This window comes from Enterococcus sp. VV15, assembly GCF_005236045.1.
Classification (GTDB): Bacteria; Bacillota; Bacilli; order Lactobacillales; family Enterococcaceae; genus Enterococcus_B; species Enterococcus_B durans.
Genome location: NZ_QPTY01000004.1, coordinates 66,638 through 93,050 on the forward strand (window position 1 = coordinate 66,638; position 26,413 = coordinate 93,050).

General features: G+C 38.0%; 20 protein-coding genes, 1 pseudogene and 1 riboswitch. Of the genes and pseudogenes, 4 read left to right on the forward strand and 17 right to left on the reverse strand.

All coding sequences use genetic code 11. The annotated features are described in order from the left end of the window. The first annotated feature begins 88 nt into the window (after positions 1-88). Entirely contained in the window at positions 89-1,306 is a 1,218-nt protein-coding gene (locus tag DVW83_RS02820; RefSeq protein ID WP_104660062.1) for an MFS transporter, read from the forward strand. Between the two features lie 184 nt (positions 1,307-1,490). Here the strand turns inward: DVW83_RS02820 and pbp4 are convergent, their stop codons facing one another. From pbp4 to DVW83_RS02845, 5 genes are all read right to left on the reverse strand, one after another. After that, positions 1,491-3,530, reverse strand: coding sequence for a penicillin-binding protein PBP4(5) (gene pbp4, locus DVW83_RS02825; RefSeq protein ID WP_104660061.1), 2,040 nt, complete (start codon positions 3,528-3,530; stop codon positions 1,491-1,493). A gap of 105 nt (positions 3,531-3,635) precedes the next feature. Next, positions 3,636-4,514 (reverse strand): LCP family protein, encoded by an 879-nt coding sequence (locus DVW83_RS02830; protein WP_137238988.1) that lies wholly within the window; start codon positions 4,512-4,514, stop codon positions 3,636-3,638. A gap of 81 nt (positions 4,515-4,595) precedes the next feature. Beyond that, positions 4,596-5,786, reverse strand: a complete 1,191-nt coding sequence (locus DVW83_RS02835) for an FtsW/RodA/SpoVE family cell cycle protein (protein WP_104660059.1) — start codon at positions 5,784-5,786, stop codon at positions 4,596-4,598. Between the two features lie 110 nt (positions 5,787-5,896). Then, positions 5,897-6,062: riboswitch (M-box (ykoK) riboswitch) on the reverse strand. Positions 6,063-6,263: 201 nt separating this feature from the next. Further along, on the reverse strand, positions 6,264-6,470 hold the full coding sequence (locus DVW83_RS02840; protein ID WP_104660058.1) for a hypothetical protein: 207 nt from the start codon (positions 6,468-6,470) through the stop codon (positions 6,264-6,266). A 104-nt stretch (positions 6,471-6,574) separates the two neighbouring features. Continuing rightward, positions 6,575-7,189, reverse strand: coding sequence for a flavin reductase family protein (locus tag DVW83_RS02845; RefSeq protein WP_104660057.1), 615 nt, complete (start codon positions 7,187-7,189; stop codon positions 6,575-6,577). Positions 7,190-7,392: 203 nt separating this feature from the next. Here DVW83_RS02845 and DVW83_RS02850 point away from each other — a divergent pair, with 203 nt between their 5' ends. Next, the gene (locus DVW83_RS02850; RefSeq protein WP_104660056.1) at positions 7,393-8,160 is read left to right on the forward strand and encodes an ankyrin repeat domain-containing protein; all 768 of its coding nucleotides are present in this window, start codon (positions 7,393-7,395) and stop codon (positions 8,158-8,160) included. Positions 8,161-8,741: 581 nt separating this feature from the next. On the opposite strand, the gene DVW83_RS02855 is transcribed toward DVW83_RS02850, so the two are convergent. From DVW83_RS02855 to amaP (DVW83_RS02880), 6 genes are all read right to left on the reverse strand, one after another. After that, positions 8,742-10,502, reverse strand: a complete 1,761-nt coding sequence (locus tag DVW83_RS02855; protein WP_104660055.1) for a 1-deoxy-D-xylulose-5-phosphate synthase — start codon at positions 10,500-10,502, stop codon at positions 8,742-8,744. 123 nt (positions 10,503-10,625) lie between these two features. Continuing rightward, positions 10,626-10,955, reverse strand: a complete 330-nt coding sequence (locus DVW83_RS02860) for an NAD(P)H-dependent oxidoreductase (RefSeq protein ID WP_123862795.1) — start codon at positions 10,953-10,955, stop codon at positions 10,626-10,628. A 606-nt stretch (positions 10,956-11,561) separates the two neighbouring features. Continuing rightward, positions 11,562-11,804, reverse strand: a complete 243-nt coding sequence (locus tag DVW83_RS02865; RefSeq protein WP_081133641.1) for a GlsB/YeaQ/YmgE family stress response membrane protein — start codon at positions 11,802-11,804, stop codon at positions 11,562-11,564. A gap of 46 nt (positions 11,805-11,850) precedes the next feature. After that, positions 11,851-12,408 (reverse strand): Asp23/Gls24 family envelope stress response protein, encoded by a 558-nt coding sequence (locus tag DVW83_RS02870; RefSeq protein ID WP_016176606.1) that lies wholly within the window; start codon positions 12,406-12,408, stop codon positions 11,851-11,853. Between the two features lie 12 nt (positions 12,409-12,420). Further along, positions 12,421-12,609: a DUF2273 domain-containing protein gene (locus tag DVW83_RS02875; protein WP_005875246.1), complete on the reverse strand. Its 189-nt coding sequence runs from the start codon at positions 12,607-12,609 to the stop codon at positions 12,421-12,423. 12 nt (positions 12,610-12,621) lie between these two features. Beyond that, positions 12,622-13,185 carry an alkaline shock response membrane anchor protein AmaP gene (gene amaP, locus DVW83_RS02880; RefSeq protein WP_104660053.1) on the reverse strand — a complete coding sequence of 188 codons (564 nt, stop codon included), beginning with the start codon at positions 13,183-13,185 and terminating at the stop codon, positions 12,622-12,624. Between the two features lie 1,050 nt (positions 13,186-14,235). On the opposite strand from amaP (DVW83_RS02880), the gene DVW83_RS02885 reads away from it, so the two are divergent. Continuing rightward, positions 14,236-14,700, forward strand: coding sequence for a DUF2975 domain-containing protein (locus DVW83_RS02885; RefSeq protein ID WP_104660052.1), 465 nt, complete (start codon positions 14,236-14,238; stop codon positions 14,698-14,700). 11 nt (positions 14,701-14,711) lie between these two features. Further along, on the forward strand, positions 14,712-14,927 hold the full coding sequence (locus tag DVW83_RS02890) for a helix-turn-helix domain-containing protein (RefSeq protein ID WP_104660051.1): 216 nt from the start codon (positions 14,712-14,714) through the stop codon (positions 14,925-14,927). A gap of 349 nt (positions 14,928-15,276) precedes the next feature. Here the strand turns inward: DVW83_RS02890 and DVW83_RS02900 are convergent, their stop codons facing one another. The 6 genes and pseudogenes from DVW83_RS02900 to DVW83_RS02925 all read right to left on the reverse strand — a co-directional run bounded on the left by DVW83_RS02900 (position 15,277) and on the right by DVW83_RS02925 (position 26,400). Continuing rightward, on the reverse strand, positions 15,277-16,677 hold the full coding sequence (locus DVW83_RS02900; RefSeq protein ID WP_238699341.1) for a helix-turn-helix domain-containing protein: 1,401 nt from the start codon (positions 16,675-16,677) through the stop codon (positions 15,277-15,279). 153 nt (positions 16,678-16,830) lie between these two features. Continuing rightward, positions 16,831-23,310, reverse strand: a complete 6,480-nt coding sequence (locus DVW83_RS02905; protein WP_137238991.1) for an LPXTG cell wall anchor domain-containing protein — start codon at positions 23,308-23,310, stop codon at positions 16,831-16,833. Positions 23,311-23,867: 557 nt separating this feature from the next. Then, positions 23,868-24,704, reverse strand: coding sequence for an Asp23/Gls24 family envelope stress response protein (locus DVW83_RS02910; RefSeq protein ID WP_104660049.1), 837 nt, complete (start codon positions 24,702-24,704; stop codon positions 23,868-23,870). A 12-nt stretch (positions 24,705-24,716) separates the two neighbouring features. After that, positions 24,717-24,905 (reverse strand): annotated as a pseudogene (locus DVW83_RS02915) (DUF2273 domain-containing protein). A 13-nt stretch (positions 24,906-24,918) separates the two neighbouring features. After that, entirely contained in the window at positions 24,919-25,485 is a 567-nt protein-coding gene (gene amaP / locus DVW83_RS02920; protein WP_104660048.1) for an alkaline shock response membrane anchor protein AmaP, read from the reverse strand. A gap of 21 nt (positions 25,486-25,506) precedes the next feature. Further along, positions 25,507-26,400 (reverse strand): SDR family oxidoreductase, encoded by an 894-nt coding sequence (locus tag DVW83_RS02925; protein ID WP_104660047.1) that lies wholly within the window; start codon positions 26,398-26,400, stop codon positions 25,507-25,509. Positions 26,401-26,413: the final 13 nt, after the last annotated feature.

Sequence of the window (26,413 nt, forward strand, 5' to 3'; positions counted from 1 at the left end):
GTCCTCTTTTTGTTGACAAGTAAACAAAAATCATCTACACTATTTTTTGTTTACTAGGAAACAAAAAAATAAATAAAGGAGCATTCTTTTGACAACTATACAAACAAAGCATTCATTGATCTTTGGTTTCACATCTGTCTTCATGGTAGGGCTTGGCTTAACGCTCATCACCCCTGTTGTCCCATCCTTAGTCGCATCTTATACCACTTCACCACATCAACAAGCGGTGGCAGTTTCACTGCTGACTTCCGTCTATGCATTTGCTATATTTCTAGCTAGTCCTATACTTGGTGCTTTAAGTGACCGCTTTGGACGAAGAGTCGTTTTGATCAGTAACTTGATCGGGTCTTCCATTGGCTACTTGATCTTCGGGTTAGGTGGTGCGTTATGGGTGCTATTTTTAGGTAGACTCATTGAAGGACTGACTGGCGGTGAAATTTCCGCGATATTTGCATACTTCGCAGATATTACCTCTGAAGAAAATCGAACAAAATATTTTGGTTGGGTCAGCGCAGTTGCAGGTATCGGAACAGCAATGGGGCCATTGATTGGCGGTGTTCTCAGCCATTTTGGTTCTGCGGTCCCGTTACTTGTGGCTTCCCTTCTTACATTCATCAATGCAATCTATGGTTATTTCTTGATGCCTGAAAGCTTGAACAAAACGAAACGGGCTTCTAAGATTTTTTTAGGACAACTCAATCCCTTCAAGCAGTTACGATCGATTTTTTCCATTACCTCGATGAAATGGTTCATGATCTGCGGATTTTTTATTTGGTTACCTAATGGCTCGCTACAGGCTATTTTTGCTCAATTTTCGATTGATACCTTTTCTTTGAAACCTCTCGCAATTGGCTTTGCATTTTCTTTGATGGGCATTATGGATATCTTCTCTCAGACTTTTGTCATGCCCCTACTCTTGAAGTATCTAAAAGATCAGCAAATCATCCAGTTAGGGATCAGTAACGAAATCATTGGCTATGGTTTGATTTTTTTATCCGTTTTTATTCCGAAAGTCTGGCTTTTCATCTTAGGAATGATCTTCTTTGGATTTGGCGACTCCATTTTCGGACCTTCCTTCAATGGACTGCTCTCCAAAAAAACAGATGCTCACGACCAAGGAAAGATCCAAGGTGGTGCTCAAAGCATCCAGGCTTTGGCTCAAGTAATCGGCCCCATTATCGGTGGACAACTTTATGCCAGTATCCATCATGGACTACCCGCGCTTATGGCTATCTTTTTACTAAGTTACTCTCTCTTCTTATTAAAGCATAAAAGTCGTTCCAATTTGACTTCCTATCAGCGATAAACAAAAAAACTTCGATCAACCAAAGAATATCCCTTGGTTGACCGAAGACACTTCCAATCATTACTTATTAGAGCAAGCGTATCGTATAGCTACTAAGCGTACTTGAACCCAAAGCCAATCAATGGAACAGCCAGTCATCGGTTAGTCTCTCATTACAGCTATAGTTACGATCAATGACTTGGTTTTATTGATAGGTTTGATTCAAGTATTGCAACAGTTCAGGGGCCCGTTTCGTTGCAGAATCCCCTTCTTCTTTATTTTCCAGCATGCTGATCATCAAATAACCATTCGTATCTGGATTTACAGCAAACAAGAAGCTATTTTCCTGACCTTTTTCATCTTGTTTTTCTTTGATTTCTGCTGTACCAGTTTTTGCAGCGATCGGGATATTCAGTGAAGCTAATGAATGGGCCGTTCCATTTACATCTTGGACAACATCCTTCAAATCTGGGATGATCGTTTGCACCGCAGATTGGCTAATGACATTTTTCTTATCTTTTGTTTCATGATCTAAAACCAATTTTGGATACACAAGCGTTCCATTATTGGCAAAGACAGAGTACATTGTTGCTTGCTGGATCGGATTGATCAACAGCTGCCCTTGTCCATAGCCAGTGTCTGCTAACAAAATGTCTGAATTGAAACTTTTCTCATTAGAGATTTGCGCAGGATTCATACTAAGCGGTAGATCTAGCTCTTCGCCAAATATAAATTTATTCAACCCGTCACGGAAAGCCTTTTCGCCCATTTTCAGCGTTTCTTGTGCCATATAGATATTATCAGAATATACTAACGCAGCTTTTAGATTTACCTGAGGGACATCACTCACCCGTGTTACTTGATACGAACCCCATGACGAATCTTTTTGCCATTTCAACCCACTGATTGCTAGAGATTCTTCTGGATTGATCGTCTGGTTATCTAAACCGATGGCTGCAGTGATCATCTTGAATGTCGATCCAGGAGCATAGCCTGTCGCAAAACGACTGATGAATGGTTGGTTCTTGTTTTCTGAATATGCTTTATAGTCTTCCTGAGAAATACCATTGGTCATTTTATTTGGATCATAGCTAGGCGAACTTGCTAATACCAATAAATCTCCTGTTTTTGGTGAAGTCGCAACAGTCGATCCTGGTTTTCCCCCTAAGCTATCATAGGCTATTTTTTGTGCATCTGCATCAAGAGTCAATTTGATATCCTGACCGTTTTTTACTTCATGATCGATCAACACTTTTTTCTCTGTACCATTTTCATCCGTAATACTTAATTTTCCGCCATTCGTTCCTCTCAGCTCTTTATCATATGCCATTTCTAAACCAGATCGGCCGATTTTTCCATTACTACTTAATTCTGCATTTTTCTTGATATCTTCGGCGGTGATTTCTCCAATATAGCCGACCAACTGGGCAGCTGCTTCGCCTAATGGATAATAACGACCGTCAACTTCTTGAATAGTCGCACCATTAGGTAGTTCTGGTGTTTCACCATCGATGATTTTTAGGGGAACAAAATAGTCGGGTTGTACCCAGCTTTGAGAAATTGCCTGATTGATTTCCTCTTCATTCAAATCAAACGCTTTAGCGATAGCTGTGACATTCGCTGTTTTTTCTTCGCCTTCTCCTAGTTTACCTGGTACGACCCCTAACTGTTTCAATTTGCCAGTTGTCGCCAAAGGTTTTCCATTACGATCCAAGATATTCCCTCGTTTTGCTGTTTCAGCGGTCAAGCTTACTTTATCGTTACCTGACATTTGAGGGAAGATCAAGTTAGGTTGCCAGTTGATTTTGGTTTGATCATTTTTTTGCGATAGAGTCCCTTCATAAGAAAGATCCTTTAGCTCTCCTAACGTAGTATTCATTTTTGCTTTATAACCAAATGTATACGTGTCACTGTCTTTCTTATCGATTTTCAGATTTGAAACTTCGATTCCTTTGACATCGACTGCACCATAGATATTTTGATACTTCTCCAAAACTTCTTTTTTTGAAAAGCTATTCTTGCCTTTATTATCTACTTGGATAAGTGCCATTGCTTTTTCATAGTCGCCCTTATTTAGCTCTGTTACAAATTGTTGGATCGTTTTTTCACTAGCTTTGACTGCCTTTTCTTCTTGTTGATGCTGGTAAAGAAAATAGCCGCCACAAGCCGTTGCAAGAACCAGAATAACCCCGCCACCAACAATCAGACCTGTTTTTTTCTTTCGATGAGTATCACTACGTTTCATCTTTTCCCTCCACTCGTCAAATATATTCCGTTCCATTCTAACACAAGAAAAGAAGCTAGAACATAGCTTTGATTGCTTGTTCTAGCTTCTTTTACGAAAAACTTACTAATCTAAAAATTGCTTGAGAGCCTCTTGATTTTTGGTCAAATCTAATTCCAATACACTGCCAGAAGGCGTATCGTTATTGAAATCCCAACTTCCATCCACAGGGACAGATAACGTAGCTATTTTTTTGTCTTCATTCAAAAAATCAAGTCCGCAATCGATCAATACGCTTTCCGGTAAATTTGTTTTGATGCTTCCTAATAATTTACCTACCGCCTTTGGCAATTTGAGAATGGAAGTCACGTCTTTAAGCTGTGAAGAGAGGGCCTTGATCACTTGTTGCTGCCGTCTGATACGACCAAAGTCGCCTTCTTCATCTTCTCTAAAGCGTGCATATTGCAGCAATGTGTTGCCATCCATAGTTTGCTCCCCTTTTTTGATATAGACCTCATCTAAATCCAGATCTTTTTCTGCGTTGATCTTCACACCATCTGGAAATAGTTCGTTCACACAATCAATAAAATCTTGGAAAGTAATGCTTGCATAATAAGGAGCTTCAAATTTGAAGCTTTCCTTTAAAGTCTTGTTTAGCAGATCCACGCCTCCGTATGAATAGGCCGCATTGATCTTATTCATACCATAACCAGGAATATCTACGTATGAATCACGCATGATCGATACTAATTTTGCTTCTTTTGTTTTTTGGTTATACTGTGCCATCATCAAAGAGTCCGAACGCCCTTCTTCTTCTTTGGATCGAGCATCTGAACCTATCAATGCAACATTGATGATCGTAGGTACATCTTTCGCTTCTACTTTTTGGACACCAGCTGATTGGCTTCCAGATGAGAATCCATGAACGAATTCAAAGGAAAAATAGCCGACTACGATAGCGATCGTTGCCAAAAAAACTAGAATTATTTTTTGAAATGTTTTCATTTCATATTCCTCTTTCTAATAAGAATCTCTTACTTGAAAAATCGATCATTGTCCTTTATGATAATCCAAGCTGAGAAATTCTCAGTTCTTCTTTTTTAGTACTTTGGGTCGATCGAGCTGCAACTCGTCGACCTGTTTTTTTCTTTCCGTTTGTCTAGAGGTGATATTCAGACTTAAGCCAACTGCAAAGGACAAAATGAAATAACTCGTGCCACCATAGCTAACGAACGGCAATGGTACTCCCGTCATGGGGATCAAGCCTAAAACACTTCCGACATTGATGCTTGTTTGCGTGAGCAACCACGTGCCGACTCCAATCAAAATCAAACTTGCTTGCTGATTTTGTGATTGGACACTCCTTTGAAAAATCCTAAAACACATCAGAAAAAGCAATAGTAATACAAGCAACGCCCCAATCAATCCGAATTCTTCTGCAATGATCGAAAAAATAAAATCTGTTTCAGATTCTGGCAAATAGCCTTTTTTTGTGATGCTATTTCCTAAGCCGCGTCCAAATAACCCACCATTATAAAGCGCGTAATAAGAATTACTCATTTGATATCCTGCTCCATGTTCATCGAGGAACGGATCATGGACCATCGCAATACGGCTATAGGCGTGTTCAAAAAAAGAGGGCAGCACTCCATGTTTTTCGAATAGTACTACCAGTCCTGCCATCAGGACCAGACCAGCAACAGAAGAAAAGATAAGCAATACTCCTTTTTTTATCGGAATCGCTGCTGCCCAGATCATTGCTCCAGCAATTGTTAAGATCATGATTGCCCCTGCTATTTTAGGTTGAAATAAAACAAGCAACGCCATTGTGCTAACGAGCATTAGCGGCCTATGGATCTTATCTGGCACCTTTTCGCCATCTCTAAAAAAACGGCTAAGGTATAAAATCAAAAAGATCATTCCTAGTTCAGAAGGCTGGAACTGAATCCCTCCGATAGATATCCATCGTTGCGCTCCATTGACTGTGACAGCGAATAGACCAACTTTCATCATGAGCAATAGTAAAATAGACACCATGATACCGTAGTTTATTTGTTTAGGTTTCAGCAGTATGTGCAACCTGACAGAAAAGGTGAATGCGATCATGCACCAACTAAGCAGAATAAAGCAAAATTGACGAACAAACAGACTCTTCGGATCTTCTTGCGTCACGAGCAGTCGATACGAACTTGCACTATAAATTTCTAAAAGACCGACAATTGACAAGGCCATATATGGACCTAAAATCAACCAGTCGATCTTTCTATTTTTCCACATCGCATTTCTCCCTTCTTTGACACAAGTTAGGTGAACCACGAGCGGGTAAGCATCAGTTATTTAAGCACAAGAAAAGGTCAGAAACCTTTTCGAACAAGAATTCTGACCTAGCATCATCTCATCGTCCGAGTTTTAGCACTATACAACGTAAAGAAAAATCCTTAGCTATTTGAAAAAGCCTTAATCCGACAATTCCTGTTTGACCCATTGGCGTCTTTCGACGTTTCTGAGCAATAGCTTGTGTTTGTATAGGAGCCTCACCTAACAAGGTTATTACTATTTTTATTTTTTACAGATTAATAGTAATCGTCTGAACGTTTTTACGCAATAAATTCTGGGATAAAAAAACGAAATTAAACAATCTTTAAGATATTTATTCATTAGTTGAACTCTACATAAAAAAATTCCTCTAAACATTATATATGTTTTAGTGCTTAGAGGAATCGCTTTTCACTTTTCGGAATAAAAAGAACTATTTTACATGTTCAATAGATTAAATAGTCCGCCGATCGTTTGATCTTTTAGTGTGACTTCTTCCCCATCGATCATTGCTTTGATGACTTTGAAATGGTCTTGTAATGAGGGTACTTCTAGGTATTGACCTTGAAGAAACTCATTTACTGATCCATATTCTTTTTCCATTGGTTTTGCATCTTCTGCTACTTGATAATAAATGTTTAACATATTAAAGACCCCTTATCTATGGGATAACGATTGTTACCCTTTTATAAATTAATTTATTTTAGCACAAACAAAGAAAAATAACATCAGTATTTTTTACCCAACAGTTAGTCTGGTCGTGCCAACGTGATGATTTCACCAATCGTAGCATAATCACTTCCAGCAAGCCGACTGATTGCATGAAGCGCTTCAGGATCGATCCGTCCTGTTTCTGGATCATAAACCAATTCATCCAAGTGGTATGCTTCAATAGATAGCAAAAATAGATCGGCGGTCGTTGCTGTTTCATTTTTGATCTCTACATGATCGTAAAGACTCGTTTCAAAGGTAACTTTCGCCTCATTCAGAATCGGGATCGGTGTATTCTCTGACTTTCTTGTCGTTAGATTCGTCAAGGCCAGTTCACTTTCGTCGTTTGGAAGACTCGCCGCTGTTTTGTTCACTTCAAGTAAAATTTCTGCATCAAGTACTTGGATCACCGCTTTTTTTCTTCCTACGATGTTTCTTGCAGTATCCTTCATTTCACCATTTTTTCTCTGGATTGCTAAGGATAACATCGGTGGATTTGAACTCACGATATTAAAATAGCTGAATGGCGCAATATTTAACACCTCTTTGTCAGAAATTGTCGATACGATGGCTACTGGTCTGGGAATCACCGAGCCAATCAATAATTTATAATTTTCTCTTTCAGATAATTCTGAAGGCATACGTGTAATCACTAAATCCCCCTACTTTCTTTCAATAATTGCTTGTACGTAGCAAATCAACGTTGCTTTTAACTATCTATGAAGACTGTCTCTTTGTCAAGAAACTCTTCCTTTTAGCAAAAGCAACACATGTTTTTAGATGCTCAATACTTCTCAAGTATAATAGTTGCCCTCACGTACATTTATCCATATGATAGTTAAAAGGAGGCGCTTTTATGAAACGTTTCTTCATATTATCACTCTTGGGCCTGAGTCCCCTGTTTCTCAGTGCTTGTACTCTCGAGCCGAAAAAAAAGAACTCCCCTATTTCACAAACAACAGTAGTGACTTCAAGTACTGCTCAAGCAGAATCTAGTCAAACAACAAAGGAGGAAACAGTCATGCCGATTGTTCCAGAAAGTTTATTACATGCCGTTACTACCAATGATCTTCAACAAGTACAAGAATTATTGAAAAATCCAGACTACCCCATTGATGAACAAAATGAAGCTGGTGAAACTCCGTTGATGATCGCTACTCATCTGAATCAGCTTGAGATTGCAAAGACATTGATTGATCATGGAGCCGATATCAATCAACAAGATGGGATACAAGACAGTTCTTATCTCTATGCTAGCGCGCAAGGGAAAACAGAAATTTTAGACTATATGTTAAAAAATGGCGAACCAGATCAGCAAATCGTGAACCGCTTTGGTGGAAATGCACTGATACCCGCTGCAGAAAAAGGCCATTTAGAAAATGTCAAACTCCTCTTAGCAGATGGCCGAGTAAACATCGATCATCAAAACAACTACGGTTACACAGCACTGATCGAAGCAGCCGCTTTGAGAGATGGTTCTGCTGTCTATCAGGAAATCATTCAAGTATTACTAGATAACGGAGCAAATAAAGAACTACGGGATAATTATGGAAAAACAGCTGAGGACTACGCTAGAGAATTAGGTTATTCACAACTATTGACCCAATTGACCACTACTTCCTAAAGAAAAAAGAGATTTTTAGATAAAAAGAACAGCCCATCAAAAGAAATGTGAGACAAATCTAAAAATAAGTTTTACTATAGATTCTCGGATAAACGGCATCCAAAAGTCAGGTTCTTCGGAAATAAGCCGAGATTCACAAAAATTTGAAAATTAATTTTCGTGAATTTCTTCTTATTTATCGGAGGTAAACACTTCTGTCCCAGCCTTTTTTCTCCAATTTTTCAAACCTAAACGAGTTTTGTCTCGACCTCTATGGTGGGGTGCTCTTTTCATTATTTTAGGATGTTTTAGAAACAAACAGCTTGATTTTATCTGATACTCAACTATCTTGTTTCAAAATAAGTTTACATAATAATTATATAGTAAATATCATGTTATTATCTACTTCTCTATTCATAAATAAAAAATGAGATAAAAGCAATCACTCACTTTTATCCCATTTTTATTTTTAAACACTTAAGAAGAACAGCAGTCACCAAAAAGTAAAATTGGATAAAAATCAATTAGCCAATTTCTGGACTCCCTCTTAGTTCTTAAAGTTCTTGACTTGTTTCTCTACGGATAGTATCACTCACAAAATACTATTTAGAAAGTATTTTTTGTGTATCTTCAACGATTTGTGCAGGGGTTAAATGATAACGTTCGTAGAGTTCTTGCGTTGGAATGCTATCAGTAAATTCTTTTTTAGAACCAAAATTCAAGACATTGATAGAAGAATCACCATAGTAACGGCTGATTTTTTCACCAAACCCGCCTGCCAAGCTACCATCTTCTAAAGTCACAACTACTTGATGGTTTTCTTTCAACTGATCCAATGTTTCAAGATCAAATTCTGTGATTGTTCCAGGATTGATCAATGTTGCATCGATCCCTGCTTTTTTGAATTCTTCCACTGCTGCTTTTCCAAGTTCAAGGAACCCGCCTAAAGCCAAAACAGCTACAGTTTCGCCTTCATTCAACAATTGGTACGCTGGTGTCGAGTAATCTTCCGCAATTGCTTCACCATGTTGTACGCCATGTGTTGGAATTCTGATTGCTACTGGTTGTTTTGTTTGTGTCAATGCCCAGTCAAGCATTGAAAGTAGATCTTCTTTAGTTGCAGGTGCAAGATATTTGATATTAGGAATACTTGAAAGATACGCAATGTCAAATGTTCCTTGGTGTGTACGATCGCTTGCAGAGATCGTTCCACCCCCAACCAAAATCACGGCTGGATTTTCATTGATTGCTAAATCATGTGATAATTGGTCATACGCACGTTGTAAGAATGTGCTTGATTGGAAAACTACCGGACGAACTCCTTGTGAAGCTAAAGCTGACGCAAAAGTAATCGAATGTTGTTCCGCAATACCTACATCAAAATAATGATCTGGATGTTTTTTCTGATACTCTTTCAAACCAAACATACCTGGAATTGCCGCATTGACAGCAACGATCGGTGTGTCACTATTCATTGTTTTTTCATCCAAGTAGGCAATGATTGCTTGATTCAACGTTTCGCCAGTTGTTGGATGTTTTGCTTCACCAGTTGCTAGATCAAAAGGAACATGCCAATGGTATTTCATCTTGTTTTCAATCGCAGGTCCATATCCGTGACCTTTTTCAGTATGCACATGAAGAACGATTGGATGGTCGATATCTTTGATTTCTTTAAATACTTGGATAACTGTTTCAAGATCGTTTCCATTTGCTACATAACGGTAGTCAAACCCCATCGCTTTGAACAAGTTATTGTCACTTTGACCATTGCTTTCACGCAATTCTGCCAAATTTTGATACAAGCTACCATGATTTTCATCAATCGACATTTCATTGTCGTTGACCAACACGATCAGATTTGAATCCAATGCTCCGCCGTTATTCAATCCTTCGTATGCCAAACCACCACTCATTGAACCATCACCGATAAATGCCATCACATTTCCTGTTTCATGTTTCAAATCGCGGGCTTTTGCTAAACCTACAGCCAAACTGATAGAAGTTGATGTATGCCCTACCGTAAAGTAGTCATGTTCACTTTCATGTTGATTAGAATAGCCTGTAACTTCATTGTAATGCCCTTCTTCAAAACCATTCTTACGGCCTGTCAGTAATTTGTGCCCGTAAGATTGATGGGACACATCCCAAACGATTTTATCCTTTGGTGAATCAAATACATAATGAAAGGCAATCGTTAATTCAGTTACTCCTAGGTTAGGACCCACATGTCCACCGACTGCGCTATCTTTCTGTAAAATCATTTGACGCATTTCATCAGCTAATAACGTCATTTCTTCAATTGTTAATTGTTTAACGTCTGCAGGACCATTTACTTTGTCTAATATACGTTCAGTTGTAGTCATGAATTGTTCTCTCCCTTATCAGCTACTTATTCGCGCTGCTTTTTGCAAGAAAATAGAGTTTCTAGCACAGGAATCATTGTACTACTTGGAGTCAACTCTAAGTCAAGAGGATTTTTAATTTTTTTAAATTAATGCGGGGAGCTGTTCCAAAAATTCTTTTTTTCTTTCATCAGTGGTTATATTTACTTCGGAAAAATAAATCCACTTCATTTTCTCTATTGGGATACCAACGCTTCGTAGTGTACTATTCATAAATACACCTTGAATTACATCTCCATATGTTGTTAATGATTCTTTTGAGTAAGTTGCAGTCGTTACAACCGTAGCTTTTTTAATATTTGTCAATAATCCTTGCCAATTCCCATCTCTATCTTCTTGATAGGCAAATTTTGGTAAAAAGACTTTATCTAAAAAACCTTTAAAATAACAGGAATATCGTACCGTTTTCAACATAAAAAATACGTACTTATAGTATTGAACAAAATTCAAGAAAGAACAGTCAACTGCACCATTTACTGCACCCGTTTCTTCACAATACACCTATTTTTTATATGCAGATACCATTCTAGTTTGGCCATTATTCTATTGATATAACCATTTGCATCAATACAAAAAGAATATTCCTAATGTTATGACCAAACTCATCACTAAATAGAAAAGTTTTGTCTTTCGCGACATTTGTGATTCCACGTCATCCCCAACTTTCTATAGTTATGTATAATTCGATTTTAGCATGTTGATTTTCTGTTGTTGCGAAGGTCTTCCCGAACATACTGAAAAAGTATCATGAACGACAAAATCTTCGGCAATCGATAAGTATCAGATGCGTACATACCATTATTAGAAGTAAAAATATTTTTGAAATGAAGACAAAAAAGTCCAAACGATGTCTGAACTCTTTCTATCCATAGAGAAAGGGACAGATGTGTTGCACTCCGAGAGATAAAGCCGAATCCCTGAAATTCATCAACGATGATTTTCATGAAAGTCTTTTTTATCCTCTTCACACATCTGTCCCTACTACATATTTTTACTTAATGGATCGACTTAAAAGTCCTCTTATAATTTACGAGCAAAGAAAGAGACGATCAATACAAGTATGATTGCTCCAATCAATGAAGGAACGATTGCCATTCCACCAATTACTGGACCCCATGAACCTAGTAAAGCTTGTCCGATTGCAGACCCAACTAAACCAGCGATCACGTTTGCAATGATGCCCATTGAAGAACCTTTATTTGTAATTGCACCTGCAATTGCTCCGATAATACCACCAACGATTAATGACCAAATAAATCCCATTTTAATTTCCTCCTATATGCTACTTTTTCCAGTTTTTTTCTTTTTATTATTGTACACGAGGTTCCGCGTTATCTTTTACTTTTTGTGTTCCTTTGCTTACAGCAGATTTTGCTTTATCTGTTTGTTTTGAAGCAAATTGTCCTGTTGTTTTTGCTGCATCTGTCACTTTATCTTGGACAGTTTCTTGATCTTTTTCATACTCTTCTTGTGTTTTGATATCTACGACGTTCACATTCACTTCGATCACATCTAAGTGAGTCATGTCGTTTACTTCGCGACTGATCAAGTCTTTGATTTGTTCGTAGATATCTTCAATGTCTTTGCCATATTCAACAACAACGTCTAAATCAACAGCTACTTGTTTTTTGCCGACTTCTGCATTGATACCAGCAGTAACGTTATCTGTATTGACTAATTTTTCAGCGATGTTTGAGAAGAAGCCGCCGTCAAGTGTCAATAATCCGTCAACATCTTTCAATGCGTAACCAATGATCTTTTGGATGACTTTATCTTCATAAGTCAATTCACCTTTAGAGATATGGCTGTCTTCTGTGTGAGTACCGTTAGCAGTTACGTTCATGTTTTTCATCTCTTTGTTTTCCATCTTTTATTCCTCCTATGATTTAAAAAAATGATCTAAAATTTTTGTTTCTTTTAAATAAAAACCAATTCCTACGCCAATCGCAGTCATGATGATTATCAAAAGAGTTTTAAAAAAGCCTACTGTAAGCCATAAGATAGCTAGTAGTAACCCAAGTCCCCCGAAAATAATCGGGAGCTTGTATGTTGAAAATAATTCTTTCATTTTAAGTCCCTCCTATTCTACTCGAGAGTGCTTGTTGTCTCTAGTACTTTGCTCTTCATAGCCACTATATGTCACAGCTACACCGATATTTTGCTCTGTGCCAAGTACGTTTCTGACTTTTTGCTCGATTTCTCGCATCAATGCACTTGTTTTTCCAACTAATGAAGATGTACGTTTTAAATCGCCTTTCACATGAACGTTGATTTTGTTTTTCGTTGAACGTATTTTTACTTTCGGCGAACCAACAAATTCTTCTTCATGTAATTGTGACCGAACCAATCCTTCGATTGCTTTCTTGTCCAACGTCAGTGTACCGTCCTTTTGTTTTAGTACAAATGTGCCTTTTGATTTTGGATAGAATAGTACAACCAATAACAAAATAAACACAAGAATAGCAAAAACGACAGCTACCCAAAATAGATATTGCTGCATATAGTAGTTTGTGATAACGAAGAAGCGAAATCTTTCCAACTGTTTTGGCATGATATACGGGGCATTGATCACAGCTACACCTAGAAGTACGGATAGTAAAAACAAACTTGCGATAATACCGATTATCTTCCACCCTTTATTCATTTTCCACCTCCTACCCTTACTATACTGATGATATTTTTTCGTTATCTAAAAAATTCAGCTGCCTAGAATATCGAAGCGCTACCAACCATTACTGACTCCGATAGGCGTTTTCTCTATTTCTAGCCCGATAAACATAAATAACGAATAAACTCAAAAGTATTTTTTGCTTTTTTTCTATTGGGTATAATTAAAGGATAGTATCCAACATTAAAAAATGCAAAGATAATGCTCAATTAATATTACAAAAAATAAATAAATTATTAGAGTTTTCTGATTGTTCATTAGTCACAGGATTTTATGCAAAAAGTAAAAACATGTTATTTTCAAGGTTGTTACCCTTTTCAAAAAAGTATAAAATGAATTATACTGAAATTAGCTCATCTCATTTTTTTGAATGTGATAACTTAAAAAAACACAGATTCTTTTGAATCGAAAAGCGAGGTGCTCTCATGGTAAAAAAAATCGTTTATGCCTGTATAACAACAATAATTTATCTAATTGTGTCAAATGTTGGTAATTTGTTTTTTGGTGTTTCGAAAGAATTCAGCTGGACGACTACGCTTTGGGAATCATTTTTCTTCTTTATTTTTGTTCTTTTACTACAGAACTATCGAAAAAAGTAAGAAATTTTACGAGCTTTTTTCTCAACCAATCATAGGTACGTTTCTATTGTTGCTGAATGTTTCAAAAGGTACGATCTTTAAAGAACCATTTCATCGATTAATAGGACTATGAAAGATTTAACTATTTATTTTGTGCATATCATGCTATAATAAAGAAAGTACGAAAAATATGTTATGCGACATTTTAATTTGTTTTGTTGAAATTTAATCCCACTGGCGTAACTTCAGGGTTACAAGGATGTATTAGTGGTTAGGGAATACATTGTTTAAATGAGAAATAGTTAATCTTTAGTAATGGTTTTACAGCTTTAAATAATAATATTGATTCGTTAGATCGCCTTTTCTCAAAAAGAAGAGGCTTTCGTTCATCTCTCTATTTATCGATAAACAATAAAAATATATCGTATAACGAAAAGGAATGATGCATATGAACGTATTTTTTACAAAAATGATGGTGGCTCTCTTAAATCTTGGTTATATTCTTCTTGGGTTGCTTTTAACTGTACAAGTGGCTACAAGCGCCCCCCACACCTATGATTGGCAAACCCTTCTGATGGTGGCCATGCTTTACTTTATTCTTTTGAACTGTCTATTCATTGGCAGTAGATTATTCCGATTATTGACCCAAGCAGCGAATAATCAAGTCTTTTCCTCAGCCAGCTTAGCTATCTTCAAACAACTACGTGGTGCCTTACTGCTGATTATTCTAGCTATTTTTGGCTTATTGCCTAAGTTTTATCTCTTAGCAGATTTGAGTGATTCACCTGGGATCATGCTTCTCGGTGGCTCTATCGTTTTATTTCCATTCGCTATTTATGTGTTATCGACTACCCTTTGTCGGCTACTGGAAGAAGCAATTTATTTAAAAAACGAGTCTGATTTAACTGTGTGAGGAGTGAGGAGATGGCAATAATTATCCATTTGGATGTGATGTTAGCAAAACGAAAAATGAGTGTAACTGACTTAAGTGAAAAGGTCGGGATCACGATGGTCAATATCTCTATTTTAAAAAACGGCAAAGCAAAAGCGATCCGCTTTTCTACCCTCGACAAAATTTGTGAAGTCTTGCATTGTCAACCTGGAGATATTATCGAATACGTAAAAGATGAGCCAATGTAAAAATAACTATAAAAAAGCTGTCAAACTAATTCCTTAGTGTAGTCATTGAGTATAGGATAAATCTAAAAATCAGATTGCTATAGACTCTCGAATAAACGAAAGTCCAAAAGTCAGGTTTTTCGGAAATTTCAAAAAAAAGAGCATGAGACAAAAGTAAGAAACACTTTTGTCTCATGCTTTAAAAACGAATAAAAGGTGGGAACAGAAGGTTAGTTCTTCTATCCCAGATTTCATTTTTCAAAACTCATCAGTCCTTATTGACAAACAGCCACTAATTTTTCCCACGATGTAACATTCGCCTAATTTGGGGAATGTTACACCATAAAAAAGATCAGTAACAGCTTACTTTTCAAAGAGAAAATTCATTATCATTTTGTTGATGGAATCTGATTAAATTATGTATTTCTCTTGCCCTTGGCATAACTGAAATGCCAAAGACCGGTATATCAGAAGTCTGACCGAGTGCTATTGTTGATATGATACAGTCATATGTGTTTTTGAGTCTTACCTGATCGCTCAACCCCCCAGGATCGTTCTTTATGAACCGATAACGATTCCCTAAATACAGGTTCAATTTACCTACTATGTAATCTGCATGATGGATACCATCCATCACTAGCAACGCCTTTACTTGTTTCTCAACTTCTCTTTCTTTTATCACCGCAGGCCAATGAAACACCAGCCAGGTCACGAGTTTTTCTAGCATCTCACTATCTACTTCATTGTCTTTTTTTTCTCTTATCAAATATTTTTCTAGCTCCATTTGGATGGATTTGATAAAGGGATGGAATTGCTGAAAAAATATCCGATACCTGTCATATAAGATATATGAGCATTCTTGCCTACCAGTGCTGCCGTAAGCAACTCTTTCGATTACATCAGTACGATCGGTACATAAAATTTGATATTTTATTTCAAGATAAGTGATAGCTAAATCGATGATCGCCCGAATATGGCTCATTTTTTCTTGAATCATCTGTTGATCCACCCGTAATATTTTACGAAGAATGGGATGGTGGATCATTTGTTCGATCTGTTCTTTATACCAATTATCCCAAGTCTCTTTGTCCTTCCCAAATTCTTCCCCCTCTTGTTCTGCCACGCTTTCGTATTGTGTGAGTGTACTTGCAATATAAAAAAGCAATAAGTCGTTTTCTTTTTGATCCAGTTGCATGATTCTTTCCTGAAGCTGGTGGTACATACCAAGTTCTGTCAGGAACAATCGGCTTTTTTGGCAAATGTTTGGCGAAAAAACTTCTTCTAAGCAAGTATATTTTTCTTGAAATAAACAAGCCATCAATTGAGTGATGGTTTCTTTTTTACCGATGATCTTGATTAGTCCGCGTATAGTCAACTGGTGTTTTTTAAGTACCTGATTGATTTTCTTCACTATCCGTCGCAAGGTGCTTTCTGAAATGAACAATTCTTCGCATAGTTCCAAATACGAGCCATAGTGATTCAATAAAATCGCCTCTAAGAAACGGAATTCGATCGATTCCTTCAATATCGTCCGATAGATATAATCTTCTGTGATATGTGGCGCAATCGTTACAGTGACACCGACATCCCGATCCATTTGGATATGGATCTCTTTTGCATATGAAATGATATCATTTAGATCGTTTCTTACTGTTTTTGCAGAGCAGGCCAGCTTTTTTTCTATGTCCTGAAAGCGATAGTTTTCTTTTTCAAAAAGCAACTCTAATAAATGAAGCTGACGTTTTAATTTATTTGATAAAATATCGAACATTTTATTCACCGTATTCTTTCATTTTGAATAAATTTAAAAAGCACTCAATTAAAGAGTATTTCATCTAATTGAGTGCTTCTATTCTTTATTTTAGAGAAGTTTGTTCGGGATAGAAAATTATTTTTTCTAAATTCAATAAAAAATGGTCTTGCGTTACTCTACTTTTTTATTTTCTGAATGGTCTTCTTTTTTTCGTTTCTTCCAAAACATCAGGAAGCTAGTCATTGCCACAAGAACAAAACCAAAGATTGAAAAAGCAGCATTTCTGGTTGCATTGGTTTTAGGAAGGTTGCTACTGTTGGCAGTTGCACCACCGGTTGCATCACCAGCTCCTCCTGCAGTTGTTCCACCAGCTGCGCCGTCACCGCCGTTTCCTTGACCTGCTTGGCCTTCTTCCACAACTTCAAACGTGGCTTCTGTTTCTGCTGAAAATCCACCGTATGAGCGATCTGCTTTCACCGTTAATTTTACTGTTTGCGACCCAAGTTTTGAGGTATCGATTTCCATCTCTGGATCAATCGTGACAGAATACGCATTTTTTGGAATATCTTTTCCATTCAATTTCACTTCTTTAAGCAATGATTTTAGATCCACTTGTTCTGTCCCTTTGACCAACTTCGCTTCTGCTGGTTCAACGATGAACTCGCCTGTTGGCTCAAAGCCGTATTCTGTTACTTCGTAATACGCATAGTTCGTTCCATAGGTGAAGTTTCGTTCCATTTCTTCAGACATCAGTAAATTGCTATTGGAATCTGCATGATACACTTTGATGATCTCGCCAACTGTAACATTTAGCGGCTTCCCACTATTGAATCGTGAAATCGCCTGTTCGATCGTTTGGGTTCCACGGACTTCATATTTATACTTGCTACCTGAACGATTTAATACTTCGATGCCATAATAGACCTCGTTGTCATCGAATTCTGTTACCCGATTGGATAACGTAGTCTGATCGTTGCCTTGCATGGATTGGATCTGCATTTGTTCTTTCTTCTTCAATAAGCCAAACGAACCAACAGTATCCCCATTACGATTCTTCAACTGGATCGTACTGCCCCATTTGACTTCATATGGCACCGAAACATCCCTTGCAGTCACCCCATCTGCTGTCGCTACTTTGACATTCAGCGTTTTCGGTCCAGCTGTGTTCGTATCAAATGCATCTACTTGCTCTACAGTATATAGGTTTTCGGCTAATTTTTGACCATTGAATCGAACATTTTCGATCAATTTCGTCGGATCTATTTCACTAGGATCTTCCCCTAAAGTCAATTCTTGTGTCACTGTATCTGTCTCGATATCTGTGATTGGTTCAAATTCATGGTTCGACACTTGATAATGGGCATAATTCGAGCCACCTGTAAAGTTTTTGACCAAATCATCCCGCATCAATAAGTTTCGACTTCCTGGTTCCGCATGATAGACTTTGATGACATCCCCTTCATCGATTGTCAAAGGCTGCCCTTTGTTAAAGCCTTTAATTGCTTGCCCGATCGTCATATTGCCAGTCACTTCATAGCTGTATTTCACTTTATCCGTTGATTCAGTTAAAGGCATCCCCTCATTAACGATCACTAGTGGCGGTTCCAAAGCACGAGTAGGCGTGCTGGTTTCAGTCATTTCTCCATTTTGTAAAGTTCGGATTGCTTCAAGAGGTGAGGCGACTTTCTTGGCATCTGGATTTTCCACGACCTCGATCCGGTAATACACATCTCGTCCAAAAACATTGTTGACAGGGTTTTCCAGAACAGTCGTATCTTCCCCTTTTGTTGCTTTGATCGACCAGCTGTTGTTTTGGTTGATGATACTAAAAGCACCAGCTGTGGCATCTTCCAAGCCTTTTAAGACGAAAGTACTGCCCCAACGTACTTTATAAGGCACGTCTATCTCAAGTGCAGCCAGACCATCTTTCATCGCTAGTTTAATTTTAACAGTTCTATCTTTTTCAGTAGGAATCGTGCTCGTATCAAAATCAGTTACTTTTTCAATAGTATATTGATCTTCGTTAACTGTTTCGCCATTAATCCGCACATCAGAGAACAACTGTGTTAAATCCGTATTAGCGGTGTCTTCTCCTAAGAAGAACTCCTTATTGGCAGATTCAGCCTCCATCACTGGTAACGCTTTGAAGCCATAGGCGGTTACTTCATAATACGCATAAGGTGAGCCATAGGTGAAATCTTCCGCTGATTCATTGACATATAACACAGAACTACCGTCTGTCCGTTGTGGGTGATAAATCTTGACGACATCCCCGAACTGAACGCTGATCGCCTTGTTGGTGCCAAAGTTATCCATGACTTGTTGCAACGTGGCACTGCCAGGAATTTCCTGACTATACGCAATACGATCATCACGAAGGACTTCAATCGAATAGTACAAAGAAGAGTCGCTACTGATTTGTTCATTCGCTGGTGTGTCTAAGCCAGTGTAGATCGCTAACTGACGTCCAGAACCATTCGTTGTATGCAGTGAGAAGGCTCCCGCTGAATGACCATTTTCTGACTTGAGTAAAATCGTGCTCCCCCATTTGACTTCATAAGGCACAGTGATTTCTTTGGAGATATTACCATCTTTCGTATCAAATTGGATCTGCAGATCTTTTTTGCCAGCCGTTGTCGTATCAAATTTGCCTAGTTGTTTTACTGTGTATTGATCCGATGTCAATGGACTACCATTCACAGTCACACTGTTCACTAAACTAGCTCCGTCAACATTCGTCGTGATGTCGCCCAATGTAAATTCTTGTGGTGATGAATCCACACTCACTGCTAAGATTGGTGTAAGCCCCTCTTCAGTCACTTCATAGTAGGCTTCATTGGAACCTACCGTAAAATCCTTCACCACTTCATCCATCATAAAAAGGTTTTTACCATTCGTTTCTGCATGATAGACTTTAATGACATCCCCTACAGCCATTGCAAGTGGACTGCCATTATTAAAGCCATTGATTGCTTCTCCAATCGTACTATTCCCTAAGACTTCATAGGTAAAGCTACTACTTACTCCTTTTATCACATCCAAGCGGTAATAGACTTGACGCCCGAGCAAGTTATTCACTGGGTTACTTAAGTTAGTGCCATCCACGCCTTGTGTTGACTGAAGCAACCATTGTTTGTTTTGTTCAACTAAGCTAAACGCACCAACAGTGGCATTGTTCAGTCCTTTCAATACGAGAGAATCTCCCCACTTTACAGTATACTCCGCTTCGATTTCGTCAGATGACAAGCCATCTTTCGCTGTCACTTTCAATTTTACTTTCCGCGTACCCACAGTCTGCGTACTTATATCTGATAATGTTTCTACCGTATAAAGATTTTCATCGATCTCCTGCCCATTGATTTTGACAGTTGAAACCAATTGATTTGCATCGATCGTGCGCGTCTCTTCCCCTAACAGAAGCTCTTTTTTCGCTCCTTCGGCTGTCATTACAGGGACAGGCACAAATCCTTGAGGTGTCACTTTATAGTATGCATATTCTGTTCCATAAGTATAATCTTTTTCCTGCTCTCCGATCATAACAACTGAACTATTCGCTGTTTTCTCAGGATGGTAGATTTTAATGACATCATTGAGTTGAATATTCAATGATCCATTACCATTATTAAAATCTTTGATTGCTTGATTCACTGTAAAACGATTGGCCACTTCATATTCATATACACTTCGCTCATTTCGTAAGACCTCAAAAGAATAGTAAAGTCCATATGGATCATTTGCAGGTCCCACTGCATCTTCACCCGTTGTTGCTAGTCCCTTCGTCATAGCAATCTGGACCGATGAAGCACTCGTATCCCCAATCCGTAACGAAAAGGCACCAGCAGCGTCTCCAGTAGCCGAACGCATCAGGATCGTATTGCCCCATTTCACTTCATACGGCACAGTGATTTCTTTAGAGACCATGCCATCTTTTGTTTTAAAATTGATCCGTAAGTTTTTGGACCCAGCAGAAGTAGTATCAAACTCTTCTAATTGAGTGACAGTATACAAGTTATTCGTTAATTCGATTCCGTTGACTTTGATACTCTTGATTAGTTTGGTGCCATCGATCCCCTTTGTGGTTTCTCCTAGACAAAATTCCTGGGGAGCAGCATCCGCTTCAACATTTAAAACAGCTTCTAATCCGTGGTCCGTCACTTTATAATACGCATAGTTTGAACCAACTGTGAAATCTTTGACCAACTCGTCTTCCATCAACAGATTTTTTCCGTTGGTTTCTGCGTGATAGACCTTGATCACATTCCCTTTCTCAACAATCAAAGGTTGCCCATTATTGAAGCCATTGATTGCCTCACGAATCGAACTATTTCCTGCTACTTCATAGTTGTATTTTCTGGTACTCCCATCTAACACTTCAATACTGTAATACGTCTCTCGCCCAAAATGATTATTGACGAAACCACTTAAGTTCGTTCCATTGACACCTTGACTTGACTGAAGTGCCCACTGGCCATTTTGATTCAATAAACTAAAAGCACCTACCGTGGTATCATCCAATCCTTTTAGAACGAATGTACTGCCCCAGCCAACACTATAATTGATCTCAAATTCTTCTGAAGCAATCCCATCTTTCATGTTGATACGGACACGCATTTTTCGAGAACCGATCGTACTTGTATCAAAATGGTCAAGTGCTTCTACGGTGTATTGATTTTTATCAAGTTTTTCACCGTTGATCGTTGCATTTTCGATTAAACTTGCGGAATCAATATTGCGCGTGTCTTCTCCCAAAACAAATACTTTTCCTGCACTTTCAGCTTCGACTACCGGTGCGGGTACAAGACCGTTTTGAGTTACTCGATAATACGCATAATCTGAACCATAGGTAAAGTCATGTTCTTTTTCATCGATCATTATCACTGAACTTTTTGCAGACTTTTCTGGGTGGGTGATTTTGATGATATCGTTCATTTGAACGGTAATTTCATTGTTGTTATTTCCAAAAGCATTCATGATTTCTTGTAGCGTGGACCGATTGATTATCTCCTGCGCATATACTGGATTCCCGTTTCTTAACACTTCAAATTTATAATAGGGTGAAAACTGTAGGCCGTTGGGATTGACTGCTTCGTCCCATGGCGAATCCAAGCCACGACGCATCACTATGGTAGCAGAAGAGGTATTCGCTTTATTTAGATTCAATGAAAAAGCACCTGCTGATCCTCCATTCGCGGAACGCATTAAAATAGTGTTCCCCCATAAGATGTTTACGGTTGTTTCAGCAGAACCTTTGATAATTTTTCCTGTGGGTGAATGCGTTGTTTGGACGGTAATTTTTAATCTTTGATTTCCTGCGACAGAGTAATTAGGTTCTATCGATTCAGTAGCAACAAACGTGAGATTTTTCGGGTCAACTTCTACTCCCTCAATCTTTGCTTTTTTTATATACTTTTGAAAGGAAGTATCTAAAGGAGAATGTGTCTCATTCAAATAATAGGATGCAGTTTTTTCTAATTCTAACTCAATTTCTGGAATTGGAATGACTGTCATTTTCATTGAAGCAGTCTCTCTTCTTGTACCATCCGTAGAAGTCACTATTGCTTGCCAGCCACGTTCCCCTAGGTTATTTGTACTCACGCTCGAGTCCCAATGAAGACTATAGGGAAGATTTAAAGGATCAGTCACATTAAAATAATCGGTAACATCAGGGAGATCTTCATATTGATAAATATTATCTATTGGTTTTTTCACTGTTAATCGTATCGCAGCAGATTTGATAGTAATTGGTACAGTTACAATAGTCTTTCTACCAGTTCTTTCTTCGCTTATTTTAATTTTCGTCTGCTGTTCTCCGATCTTATGCATATCAGGTGGTGTTTCCCATTCTGTTTTTAAATCTCCAATTACATTGCTTTGATTAATCTTGTCAATATAGTTAGATGGATTAGGTATGGGTTCATTGTCCCATAAACTGTGGGAACCTGATTTAATCGTAACCTTAATCTCCCCTAACACCTGTGCTGCTGATGTAAACGAAACATCTGAAGTAAATGTCTCATTCTTAATATCTTTCCATGCAGGTACATCCACATAATAATGAGGGATAGGGAAGTTTTTAAACACTTCTTCTCCTTCTACAGGATTATTTGCCATTCGAGTTAAAAAAATAGTAAATACCGGCGGATTCAAATATGCAGTTGCATTTACAATCAAGCGTATATGCCAGTTGCCACTTTCGGTGGTTGCCGTATAGATCCGCTCACTATTAGTTGATTTGTATTCTGAAAACATTACAAGAGTAGAAATAGTTCCAGGGGGTATCGGTAACACTATTGGACCTGTAGTAAAATCAAAAAAAGGGGTATATTCCTCACGTGACACAAATGATTCACCAATATCAAATTTATGCGTTTGTTTTTTCATATAGTCTGAAAGAATATAACTAAATCTTCGTGTTACCCCATCCTCAATTATTTTTTTATAGTCAGAAGCATTAGCTACTGAATTGATTTTTACTGTATCTTTCGTTTTTTTTGTTTTTTCTTTTGTTTTTTCTTTTGTTTCTTCTTTTGTTTCTATCTTATTTTCAATTGAGCTTAGCATGGAAACTGCCTCAACAACTGGACCACTGATATTTCCAAAAGTCAGTCCTAAAATCAAGGAACTATGTAACAGTTTTTTACTGGTTTTCAACTATTTCTCCTCCTTTTATTCATTTACCATTGAAATACATTGATCGCTATTCTTATCACATAGCTTACTTTTTCAACAGATTTTTATTTTATACGTATGTAGTTACATCTAAAAAGCAAACTAGCCTTTATTTGTTATTTATAATTGAAATACAGATTATGTTCTAGCTATAAATTTCAAAAAAAGACTTGCTTTTTTTATTTGACCGAACTTTAAAAAGCTCTATCCTCTTAAATTTAAAGCAATTTACGCATGATTGAAATGTCATTTTTTCTATATCCATACGGAACAACTGGAAGGATCATTTCTCACTGGGGCGTTATCCTATCGATTTCGTTACATTTGAATTGAGCCTATGTAGGTAAAGGACCTATTCGTTACTTTTAATATAGCAGCACTTAAAACGAAAAAACACCAAAAGCAGCCTGCAAAGCGTACTTTTGGTGTAGAGATTCAATTATTCAACATGACTGCGTTTGTTCAATTCGCTCTTCTTTAAAGAACATTCATTCAACTAACTACCTCATGTTCTATTATGATCTATCTTCGATTGCTCATTATTTAACTTCGGAGTCATGGTCCTTTGCTTGTTCTGTTTTTTCAGCAATCGCTTGTTTCGCCTTATCCGTTTGCTCAGAAGCAAATTGTCCGGTATTTTTGGCTGCATTTGTTACTTTGTCTTGAACTGTTTCTTGTTTCGCGTCAAATTCTTCTTTTGACTGGATATCTGTAACATTAGCATTGATTTCGATTACATCTAAATGAGTCATGTTTTGTACTTCTTTACTGATGATCTCTTTTATTTGTTGATAAATTTTTTCGATGTCTTTCCCGTATTCAACAATGATCGACAAGTCAACAGCTACTTGTTTTTTACCGACTTCGGTATCGATCCCAGCAGTCGTATTATCTGTATTCACTAATTTCCCGGCAACATTTGAGAAGAAACCACCATCGACTGACAATAATCCATCGACTTGTTCAAGTGCGATTCCGATGATTTTTTGGATCACTTTATCTTCGTAAGTCAAATCGCCGTTCATGTGCTCTTCCTTTCCATGTCCAGCTAGAGATTGTGGCGCATGGGGTGGAACTGGTCCACCAGGTGTATGTCCACCAGATTTTGGCAGATCATGGGGAGCAGGTTGATGGGCATCATGGTCTTTGTCATGTTGATGTTTATCATTTTGATGTTTGTCGTGTTCGACTTTTTCTTCTACATTTGGCACAACTGGATCCGGATGTCCTGATACAGGTGCTGTTTTATTTTTTTCTGTCGTGATTCCATTTGATTGGTTTGGTGTTACTGGATCTGGATGTGCAGAAACTGGTTTTCCCTGGTTATTATTTTGGTTATTTTGATTGTTTTGATTGTTTTTTTCATTGTTATTCATATAATGTTCCTCCTAAGATTTGAAATAATCGTCTAAAAGATGCGTACGTTTCAAGTACATACCAACAGCTACACCAATGATCGCCATAATGGTAACTAGTAGTGTTTAAAAAAAACCGATCGACAATAATAATATTGCTAGAATCAAGCCAATCACTCCGCAGATGATCGGGAGCTTGTACGTGGTCATAAATTCATTCATTTCGTCAGCCTCCCTATTCTACTCGCGCTTGATCTGCGCTTCTTTTATTAGTTGGTTCTTGATAACCTGTATACTTTACTGAAACTTGAACAGGTTCATCTTCTCCGAGTACATGTTGGATTTCGTTTTCGATATCTTTCATTAAGGTTCCTGTTTTCCCAATTAATGAAGACGTTCGTCTCAACTCGCCTTTGATCCCAACGGATAGCTTATTTTTAGTAGCTTTCACGTTGACTTTAGGAGAGTCGATAAAGTCATCTTGGTTCAAATGTGAACGAACCATACCCTCGATAGCTTTTTTATCCAGCACTAATTCTCCGTTCCCTTTTTTTAGTAAGAAACTGCGGATCGTTTTTGGATAGAAAAGCAAGATCAGTATGCCAAGAATCAAGAGAATCGAAAAGGCGATTGCCACCCAAAAAATATAATGTCGCAGATAGAAATTCGTCAAAGAAAAGAAGCGGAAACGTTCTAACTGGAATGGTAATGGATAAATCGCACTGATCAAGATCACAAACAATAGCACGGACAATAGTAAAAGCGAAACGATTGTTCCAATGGTCTTTATTCCTTTATTCATTTTTCTCTCTCCAATCTTTCCTTATAGGTTGATTGCTTCGCCACCTGTGACACCGTAAATTTGTGCCGTCACATAACTTGCTTTATTTGAAGCTAAGAAAACGTATACTGGTGCTAATTCAGCAGGTTGTCCTGCTCGTTCTAACAGACTTTTTTGACCAAATTCTGGAATTACATCCTCAGGTTGACCTTCATCTAGTTGAAGTGGCGTCCAAATAGGTCCAGGTGCCACACCGTTCACACGGATTCCCTTCGGTGCCAACTGTTTTGCCAAACCGATCGTAAAGTTGGCGATTGCTGCTTTCGTCGCTGCATAATCTAATAAGTGCTCGCTTGGATTGGATGCTTGGACAGACGTCGTTGTAACAATTGCACCACCAGCTGGAATATGTGGAACAGCTTCTTTAACAAGTGCAAACATCGCAATGATATTGACCATGAACGTATCTTTTACTTGTTCCATCGGAAGATCAACAATAGATGGAGAAGAAATTTGCTGACCCGCATTTAAGACCAACGTGTCTAATCCCCCAAGTTCTGCAACGACTTTTTGGATTATTTCTTTTGGTGCAGTTTCTTCTCGTAGATCATACGGTAACAGCACAACTTTTCTGCCGGCTTTTTCGATATATGAAGCTACTTCTTTTGCATCTTCTTCTTCTCCTGGGAAAAAGTGCAACCCAATATCTGCCCCTTCTCTTGCATACGCAATCGCTGCGGCACGTCCGATACCAGAGTCGCCTCCAGTGATAAGAACACGTCTGTCTTCTAATTGATTCGAGCCTTCATAAGATTCCTCCGCACAATCAGGATTAGGGCGCATTTCATTTTGTAACGCAGGTGTATCCTGGTCTTGTTTTGGAAATTTCTCTGTATGATAAAGGTTACGTGGGTCAATTAATTTTGGTTCAGTCATAGTTATCCTCCTA